Genomic DNA, 8,513 nt, shown 5'->3' with positions numbered 1-8,513 from the left:
CAAGAAAGTGTTTGGGTTGGAAGACCGCCTACGAATCATTCATGGAGGCAGTGTCGCACTTGGCTTGACAATCCGTCGTAAGGAAAGCGAGGAGATGGCATTGCTATCCTACAGCATCCGAAGAATTCTTATGCTCATCCCCGTTCTACTGGGCATGTCCATCGTCGTATTTTCCATCATTCGTGCCATCCCAGGTGATCCGGCTCTGACCATATTGGGAGAGAAAGCAAGTCCGAAAGCGATTGAAGATTTACGGGAAGTTTTAGGCTTGAACAATCCGTGGTACATTCAATATTTTGACTACTTGAAGCAGATTATTACCGGCGACTTGGGCGTTTCCCTGCATTCCGGGGCAAGCATCACGCAAGAAATCGGCCCGTATTTGGCCGCCACCACCGAGCTGACGATTGTCAGCATGCTTTTCGCTGTCATTATCGGAGTGAACGCAGGGATTTTGTCTGCGTGGAAGCAAAACTCCTGGTTTGACTACTGTGCGATGCTGATCGCCTTGATCGGTGTTTCGATGCCAATTTTTTGGCTAGGGTTGATGGAGCAGTGGTTCTTTGCGCAAGAACTGAAATGGCTGCCATCCGTTGGTCGCGACAATTCGCGTAATCCTGTAGAGGCCATTACGCAGTTCTATATACTGGACACGATTTTGGCTGGACAGTGGGATCAGTTGTGGGAGGTCATCAAGCATTTGATCCTGCCTGGCGTGGCTTTGGGGACGATTCCGATGGCGATTATCGCCCGGATTACCCGTTCGAGCATGCTGGAAGTCATGCGTGCCGATTACGTGCGGACCGCTCGGGCAAAAGGCTTGGCGCAGTTCTGGGTCGTGTACAAGCACGCGCTGAAAAACGCGATGATTCCCGTGCTGACGGTGATCGGTCTGCAAACGGGCTTGCTTTTGGGCGGAGCGGTGCTGACCGAAACGATTTTTGGCTGGCCAGGAGTCGGCCGCTACATTTTCACAGCGATCGGCAACCGCGACTATCCGGTGATCCAGTCCGGCATTTTGGTGATCGCTACGATTTTCGTCTTGATTAATCTCCTGGTCGACCTTCTGTATGCCTATATCGATCCGCGCATTAAATACCGCTAGGGGAGGGACGAAGAGACATGGCAGAGACACAAGTACAGACGGTATCCCTGAGAGTAAAAGAGGAAGAAGTTGTCTCTCCTTGGCGGGAAGCTTGGAGAGCCTTGCGGAAAAACAAGCTCGCGATGGTGGGGCTGGCGATCATTCTGTTTTTCGTGGCAGTTGCCGTCTTTGCGCCAGTGATTGCTCCGTACCCGTATGACGAGGGGGAGCTGGTGATGAAAAACAAGCCGCCGTCCGAAGAGCATTGGTTTGGAACAGATTACAACGGGCGGGATGTGTTTAGCCGCGTCGTTTACGGTGCGCGCATTTCCTTGTGGGTCGGGACCTTCTCGGTCATCGGCTCCGTCGTGGCAGGCACGATTTTGGGCCTCTTGGCGGGCTTTTACGGCAGATGGATTGATACCGTCATCTCTCGCGTTTTTGACATCATGCTGGCGTTTCCAAGCATTCTTCTGGCGATTGCGATTGTCGCCATTCTGGGGCCATCCTTGCAAAATGCGCTACTGGCCATTGCCATCATCAACATTCCGACCTTTGGGCGTCTGGTGCGCTCACGCGTGTTGAGCCTGAAGGAAGAGGAGTTCGTCATGGCGGCCCGCGCAATCGGGATGAAAGACTCGCGCATTCTCATGCAGCACATTTTGCCGAACAGCCTGGCGCCGATCATCGTGACGGGGACGATGGGGATTGCGACAGCGATTATCGAAGCGGCAGCGCTCGGCTTCCTCGGGCTTGGTGCCCAACCGCCGGAGCCGGAGTGGGGGAAAATGCTTTCCGATTCTCGCCAGTACATCCAGAAGGCGCCGTGGACAGTCATTTTCCCGGGCTTGTCGATCATGCTGACGGTTCTCGGCTTCAACCTGATCGGGGACGGATTGCGGGATGCGCTTGACCCGCGGATGAAAAACTGATACGCAGCAAAAGGGGCGTAAAGGGACGCAGGCAGTCCTTTTCGCCTCTTTTTTTGTTCAGTTCAGCCATTGGCGGCATAGTTGGTTGAACGTTGCTGCGGCGCGCGTGACGACCTGGTGCTTGACCGACGGCACCATCACCAGTTCCGCTTGCGGAAGCTTTTTTTCCAGTAGCCTGGCATACGGCAACATGTTCGCATCGTCTGCGCCATAGACGAGCAGCATCGGCAGCTTGAGCTGGCTCAACTGATCCGTGCAATTGTAGCGGTGCCCTGCGGCGTACAGGTGGCGGAGGCTCGCTGCATCTGTTTGGCTGCCATGCTCAATCCAGCGGGAGCGAGCAAGCGGATCGTCGAGATGAGAGGCGGCGATCGACCTGGCAATCAGCGGAGCGGCGTGCAGGCAGGACAGCGATTGGGCGAGCAGAAAACGGCTGTGCAACGAAAAGTCGGTTACTTCGGAAAAGGCGCTGACGAGGATGGCGCCGCGCACGTTTTCGGGAAAGCGGAGGCAGTATTCGAGGACGAGCGAAGCCCCCTGCGAGTACCCCAAAAGCAACGGACGCTCAAGTCCGAGCGACTGGCAAAGCCCGTGAATCACGCTGGCAAGCTCGCGCATGGTCGTAGGTCCAGCCAGCGGGGAGCTGTCGCCATGCCCCGGGAGGTCTGGCACGACGAGTTGGCAAACATCCGCAAGCGGCTCTTGATAGTCGAAGTTGACAGAGCCGATGCACGGGGCGTGAATGCACACGAGTGGCGTGCCGCGCCCTGACAGGTGGCAGGCGATGCGGTGGCTGTCCAGTTGTACGATGGTTGGTTCCATGTTGGTTATTCACCCCTAGCATATGGTGTCCGTTTCAAGAGAGAATTTTCCGTTCCGCTCTTCTTTTTTGGACAGGGAAATGGTATTCTCGAGGAAGAATCTTGTCGAAAGCGAAGGTGACGCAGGTGTATTTGGAGCGCATTTCGAAACTGCACGAATTTTTGACCAAACAAGAGCTCGACGCGGTAGTCATCACCTCTCCCAAGCACGTTTACTATTTGACCGGCTTTTTTACCGATCCGCATGAACGCTTTATGGGTCTGGTTATTCCAGCCCAGGGCGAGCCATCCCTGATCGTTCCCGCCCTTGACCGCGAAGCGGCAGCAGCGGCTTCGACTGTTCAGACGATTCACACGCATACGGATATTGAGAATCCTTACGAGCTTCTCAAGCAAGTGTTGCCAGCGAACCTGAAGAAGCTGGGCATCGAAAAAAGCCACATGACCGTAGAGCGTTACGAGGCGCTGGGACAAGTCATCTGTGCAGAGAGCTACGCGGATGTGGAAGAGCCGCTGCGCGAAATGCGCCTGATTAAATCGGCAGACGAAGTGGCTCGTTTGCAAAAGGCTGTCCAACTGATTGAAGATACACTCGGCGGGACGTTGAAAACATTCAAAATCGGCCAGACCGAAATGGAAATCGTCGCGGAGCTGGAATACCAGATGAAGCGTCTGGGAGCGGACGGCCCGTCTTTTTCCACGATGGTTTTGGCGGGGGAAAAATCGGCATTGCCGCACGGAACGCCTGGTTCGCGCAAAGTGCAGGAAGGCGATTTGCTCCTGTTTGACATCGGGGTAGCAGCGGACGGCTACGTTTCCGATATTACCCGTACGTTTGCTGTCGGCCAGATCAGCGAGCAACTGCGCGATATTTACGAAACGGTGCTGGCAGCGAACGAGGCGGCGATTGCCGAAGTTCGTCCAGGGGTGACTTTTGCCCATCTCGACCAGACCGCTCGCGACGTCATTGCCGCAAAAGGCTACGGCGATTACTTCATTCACCGTCTGGGGCACGGCCTCGGCATGGATGTGCACGAATATCCGTCCGTGCATGGGCAAAATCAGGAAACGCTGCGCCCAGGCATGGTGTTCACCATTGAACCAGGGGTGTACTTGCCGGGAGCAGGCGGCGTGCGCATCGAGGACGATGTGCTCGTAACCGAAACAGGCGTAGAAGTGTTGAGCAAGTTCCCGAAAAAACTGACGGTGATCGGATAAGGCTTCAAACTCACAATTTTATATGAATCTGATGGTGCTGCCCGGAATCGTTTGGTTCCGCCAGCTTAATAGGGAAGTCCGGTGAAAATCCGGCGCGGTCCCGCCACTGTAACGAGGAGTGTCCAGCAAAAAAGCCACTGTTTTTCGCGCGACGAAAAATGGGAAGGGCGCTGGGGATGATGATTCGTAAGCCAGGAGACCTGCCATGAGATGATTTACAATCGACCCACGAGGATGGGACAGATGTGGAAGCAGACTAGGAACAGGCGTCATTGGCAACGCCGAATCTATAGGCATGTCTACGTATGTCAAGCACCTCCCGATTGGAAACAGGGGGGTGCTTTTTTCTATGAACATCGCCGTGGCGGTCGAGGCTGTGAAAGGGGTGATGCATTTCCTGTGTTGCCAAACAAACAGGCTCTCTGTATAGTAAAGGTGTAATTCGTAATCATTACGATTTACATAACACTTCATTTTCATCATGCCAACAACAAAAGAAGAGGGGTTACCAGATGAGTTCAATCCGTAAGAGAAAAAAAGCCTTCCACGGTTTCTGGATGGCAGCGCTGGCAGCGATTATGCTGCTTTTGTCCGCATGCAGCTCGGCAGCACCTGCTACGACCGAATCCACGGTGGCGAATGCTGGCTCGGAGCAAACGGCCCAGCCTGCTGCTGACAACAAGCCCGTCACGATTGTGACCAACGGGATCGAGATGACGTACCCGGAAGCGCCAAAACGCGCTGTGACAATGAATCAGCACGTAACCGAAGTCATGCTCGCGCTGGGGCTGGCTGACAAAATGGTCGGAACCGCGTACCTGGACGATCACATTTTGCCTGAGCTGAAAGCCGACTACGACAAGGTACCAGTCCTGTCTGACAAGTATCCGACCAAAGAAGTGCTTTTGGCCGCAAACCCTGACTTCGTCTACGCAGGCTGGAAAAGCGCATTTGGCGACAAAGGCGTAGGCTCGATGGAGGACTTGGAAAAGGCGGGAATCAAATCGTACCTGCAAGAGTCTTCGAACAAGCCAGGCCCGACCATTGACGACGTTTTCGCGGATATCCAAAACATCGGCCGCATTTTCCGCGTAGAAGACAAGGCGAACGAACTGATTGGCAAAATGAAAGCGGAAATCGAGCAAACCGTGAGCAAAATCGGCACGGTGGACAAGCCGCTGAACGTGTTCGTGTACGACAGCGGAGAAGACCAGCCGCTGACCGCTGCCAACAACTACATGACTTCTCTGATTAAAGCGGCAGGCGGCAAAAACGTGTTCGACGACATTCAAAAAGGCTGGGCGACCGTAAGCTGGGAAGAAGTCGTGAACCGCAAGCCAGACGTCATCGTCGTGGTCGACTACGGCGACAAGACGATCGAGCAAAAACAAAACTTCCTGTTGTCCAAAAAGGAACTGGCTGACGTGCCAGCGATCCAGAACAAACGTCTGGTCGTGCTGCCATTGTCCGCAGCGTCCGAAGGGGTACGCGCACCGATCGCGCTGAAAATTCTCGCGGAAGGTCTGCACCCGGATACATTCAAATAAGAAACGGCTGCTTAGACAAGGAGGGAACGGCCCTGCACAAGATCAAGATGCCCTTCATCATCGTTGCCCTGCTAATCGGGCTTGTCGTCTCGATTACGTTTGCGGTGACACTCGGCTCGGTGGAAATCAAACCAGCGACGGTATGGAAAATTGCCTTGGCGAATCTCCCGCTGGTCAATCAATGGGTGGAAGTGGATTGGTCAAAAGGAGAACAGACCATTATCTGGGACATTCGGTTTCCCCGCGTCCTGCTGGGGGCTGTCGTCGGGGCCGGCCTGTCTGTTGTGGGGGTGGCGATCCAGTCTCTGGTTCGCAACTCCCTCGCAGATCCGTACATATTGGGAGTCTCCTCGGGCGCATCGGCCGGAGCGACGCTGGTCATTTTGTTCGGAGCATTCAGCATGTACGGACAATTCGCGCTTTCTTTCGGTGCTTTCACCGGATCGCTCGTCTCGATCCTGCTTATTTTTACCTTGTCCCGCATCGGCGGGCAAAACTCGACGGTGCGTCTGCTCATGGCCGGCATCGCGATTTCCGCCATCCTGTCTGCGATCACCAGCCTGATTATTTTTTCCGCGCCCAACGAGCACGGCATCCGCTCTGTCCTGTTCTGGATGAGCGGTAGTCTGGCCGGAGGGAAGTGGGAGTATTTGACCATCCCGACGCTGATCGTCGTCATCTGTCTGCTTGTCCTGTTGACGCAATACCGTTCGCTCAATGCGATGCTGATGGGCGAAGAAGCGGCGGGGACGCTTGGCGTCAATACGGTGCAATTTCGCAAGCTGCTGCTGGTCATTACCGCGCTTTTGACGGGCGTCATCGTCTCGATCAGCGGGTCTATCGGCTTTGTCGGCTTGATGATGCCGCATATCGTTCGCGTCATCGTCGGCTCGGACCATCGTCGCGTCCTGCCTGTCAGCGCCTTGTTCGGGGCCATTTTCCTGATCTGGGCGGACGTGATCGCCCGGCTTGCGTTTGCGCCGGAAGAGCTGCCGATCGGGATTATCACGGCGCTGTGCGGCGGTCCGTTCTTTATTTGGTTGATGATGCGCAGCTCATATTCTTTCGGAGGTAGCGGGCGATGAATCTGCATGTGGAGAACATTTCGGTCGAGCTGGAGAAAAAAACGATTTTGCGCGATGTTAGCCTGACGGTTCGCTCCGGTGAATTTGTGGGGCTGATCGGGCCGAATGGCAGCGGAAAGTCCACCCTGCTCAAAAGCATTTATCGGGCGCTCGAGCCGCGCAGCGGATTTATTTCCCTGGACGGGGCTGACGTGTACCAGCTTACCGCCCGGCAAAATGCGCAGCGCATGGCGGTCGTGCGCCAGGAGTCGTCGATCGAGTTTGACTTTACCGTCATGGAAATCGTCATGATGGGGCGCTCACCCCATAAAAGGCTGTTTCAAACCGATACCCCGGCGGACAGCCGCATCTGTGAAGAGGCGCTGGAGCGGGTCGGCATGCAGGCGTACGCCTCGCGCAGTTTTTTTTCCTTGTCTGGCGGAGAAAAGCAACGCGTATTGATTGCAAGAGCGCTGGTCCAGCAAGCCGAGTTTCTCGTATTGGACGAGCCGACCAACCATCTGGACGTCCGGTACCAGCTACAGGTGATGGATCTGGTCAAGACGCTCGGGATTACCGTGTTTTCCTCGCTGCATGATCTGAATATCGCCGCCATGTACTGCGATCGGCTGTACGTCATTCGCGACGGGGAGCTGGTTGCTTCCGGCACGTCGGAGGAAGTGTTTGAACCCGGGTTGATTCGCGACGTTTTCGGGGTAGAGACAGAGGTGGTCACCCATCCGATCACGGGGAAAAAACACGTTTATTTCTTTTCGGAAGCGGTCCGCGTCCAGCAATCGCGACAGGAGGTCAAAGCATTATGAGTGTGTACAGTTGCCAAGTATGCAAGTTCTGCTACGACGAATGGCTAGGCGATACAAAAAACGGCGTCCCACCAGGGGTGCCTTTTTTGCATTTGGCAGGCTCGGTCTGTACGACCTGTGGGATGCAAGGGGAAGGGCGGCATGTGCGCCTCCCGGAAGCCAAATTCGCGGGATTGGAAGCCACCTATTACGACCAGTTTGCCGGAAAAGCGGGCATCGCTTTTTACCGCGACTGGCTGCTGCAAGAAGCAGAGCAAGCCCCGGTGTCCGTGCTCGAGCTTGGCGTAGGCACAGGGCGCATTGCCATTGAGCTGGCGTGCTGCGGCTTGTCCGTCTGCGGCGTGGACCATAGCCCTGACATGCTGGAAATCGCGACGAAAAAGAAGCGGCGCATGCTCAAGGACAACGAGGAACTGCTTGAGCTGATCGAGCAAAATGTACAGGAGTTGCAGCTTGCTTCCCGCTTTACCCATGTGCTGCTGCCCGAAGGCATTTTTCAGCAGGCGACCTGTAGAGAGGAACAGCGGCAGTTGCTTTCGGTCGTTGCCCGGCATTTGACAGAAGGCGGAACAGTGGCGATTGACTTGCTCCTGCCGCCTGTGAACCGCAAATGGTCGCTCATGCAGCGCAAGTTTGTGTTCCCGGACCGGATGGTGTACCAAAAAGTCGAGGGAGAAACGCTCATTGCCGAGCAAAAGTTCCGCTATACGCTGACCTATGAGACGTTTGTGGAGCAGGTGGAGCAGCCGCGCTACCGAGTGGAGCGCGAGCTGGCGCTGCTGTTGCCGGGAGAGCTGGAGTTGCTCCTGGAATCTTCGGGCTACAACGTCGTGCAAAGCAGGGAAAACGTCGTTTGCCACCGCAGCCAGCCGCCAGAGCAAACGGAAGAGTACGAGCTGGATCGCTGGCAGCACGGCGGCTATCCGTTTGCCGAACTACCGGGCGCTCCGGGGGCGGCGACGCGCTGGACGATCATTGCCAAAAAAAATTCCGCCCCTTCCCTGTAACAAAATCTACGCGGCT

8 protein-coding genes and 1 riboswitch are annotated in these 8,513 nt (G+C 55.5%); of the genes, 7 read left to right on the top strand and 1 reads right to left on the bottom strand.

Annotated features, from left to right (window positions below; translation table 11 throughout):
* Positions 1 to 94 precede the first annotated feature (94 nt).
* Entirely contained in the window at positions 95 to 1,105 is a 1,011-nt protein-coding gene (locus AC3WQH_RS17745; protein ID WP_007777512.1) for an ABC transporter permease, read from the top strand.
* Positions 1,106 to 1,122: 17 nt separating this feature from the next.
* Positions 1,123 to 2,016, top strand: a complete 894-nt coding sequence (locus AC3WQH_RS17740) for an ABC transporter permease (protein WP_005833132.1) — start codon at positions 1,123 to 1,125, stop codon at positions 2,014 to 2,016.
* A 57-nt stretch (positions 2,017 to 2,073) separates the two neighbouring features.
* On the opposite strand, the gene AC3WQH_RS17735 is transcribed toward AC3WQH_RS17740, so the two are convergent.
* On the bottom strand, positions 2,074 to 2,838 hold the full coding sequence (locus AC3WQH_RS17735; RefSeq protein ID WP_005833129.1) for an alpha/beta fold hydrolase: 765 nt from the start codon (positions 2,836 to 2,838) through the stop codon (positions 2,074 to 2,076).
* A gap of 125 nt (positions 2,839 to 2,963) precedes the next feature.
* Here AC3WQH_RS17735 and AC3WQH_RS17730 point away from each other — a divergent pair, with 125 nt between their 5' ends.
* The 5 genes from AC3WQH_RS17730 (at position 2,964) to AC3WQH_RS17710 (ending at position 8,497) form a co-directional block, all read left to right on the top strand.
* Positions 2,964 to 4,055: a M24 family metallopeptidase gene (locus AC3WQH_RS17730; RefSeq protein ID WP_492332183.1), complete on the top strand. Its 1,092-nt coding sequence runs from the start codon at positions 2,964 to 2,966 to the stop codon at positions 4,053 to 4,055.
* 15 nt (positions 4,056 to 4,070) lie between these two features.
* A riboswitch (cobalamin riboswitch) is annotated at positions 4,071 to 4,277 on the top strand.
* Between the two features lie 290 nt (positions 4,278 to 4,567).
* The gene (locus AC3WQH_RS17725; protein ID WP_005833126.1) at positions 4,568 to 5,602 is read left to right on the top strand and encodes an ABC transporter substrate-binding protein; all 1,035 of its coding nucleotides are present in this window, start codon (positions 4,568 to 4,570) and stop codon (positions 5,600 to 5,602) included.
* A 47-nt stretch (positions 5,603 to 5,649) separates the two neighbouring features.
* On the top strand, positions 5,650 to 6,687 hold the full coding sequence (locus AC3WQH_RS17720) for a FecCD family ABC transporter permease (RefSeq protein WP_005833124.1): 1,038 nt from the start codon (positions 5,650 to 5,652) through the stop codon (positions 6,685 to 6,687).
* Positions 6,684 to 7,490, top strand: a complete 807-nt coding sequence (locus tag AC3WQH_RS17715; protein WP_492332182.1) for an ABC transporter ATP-binding protein — start codon at positions 6,684 to 6,686, stop codon at positions 7,488 to 7,490. Before AC3WQH_RS17720 ends, AC3WQH_RS17715 begins: the two co-directional genes overlap by 4 nt.
* Positions 7,487 to 8,497, top strand: a complete 1,011-nt coding sequence (locus tag AC3WQH_RS17710; RefSeq protein WP_492332181.1) for a methyltransferase domain-containing protein — start codon at positions 7,487 to 7,489, stop codon at positions 8,495 to 8,497. The genes AC3WQH_RS17715 and AC3WQH_RS17710 overlap by 4 nt, the downstream gene beginning before the upstream one ends.
* Positions 8,498 to 8,513: the final 16 nt, after the last annotated feature.

Source organism: Brevibacillus sp. FW301-21C12A, from assembly GCF_058788915.1.
The sequence above is the reverse complement of the archived record's forward strand: the minus strand, read 5'-3'. Positions and strand labels throughout refer to the sequence as shown.

Bases quoted from the DNA above. Each gene is read 5' to 3' on its own strand.
- AC3WQH_RS17710 (WP_492332181.1), top strand. From the start codon at position 7,487: ATGAGTGTGTACAGTTGCCAAGTATGCAAGTTCTGCTACGACGAATGG.
- AC3WQH_RS17720 (WP_005833124.1), top strand. From the start codon at position 5,650: ATGCCCTTCATCATCGTTGCCCTGCTAATCGGGCTTGTCGTCTCGATT.
- AC3WQH_RS17745 (WP_007777512.1), top strand. From the start codon at position 95: ATGGCATTGCTATCCTACAGCATCCGAAGAATTCTTATGCTCATCCCC.
- AC3WQH_RS17735 (WP_005833129.1), bottom strand. From the start codon at position 2,838: ATGGAACCAACCATCGTACAACTGGACAGCCACCGCATCGCCTGCCAC.
- AC3WQH_RS17715 (WP_492332182.1), top strand. From the start codon at position 6,684: ATGAATCTGCATGTGGAGAACATTTCGGTCGAGCTGGAGAAAAAAACG.
- AC3WQH_RS17740 (WP_005833132.1), top strand. From the start codon at position 1,123: ATGGCAGAGACACAAGTACAGACGGTATCCCTGAGAGTAAAAGAGGAA.
- AC3WQH_RS17725 (WP_005833126.1), top strand. From the start codon at position 4,568: ATGAGTTCAATCCGTAAGAGAAAAAAAGCCTTCCACGGTTTCTGGATG.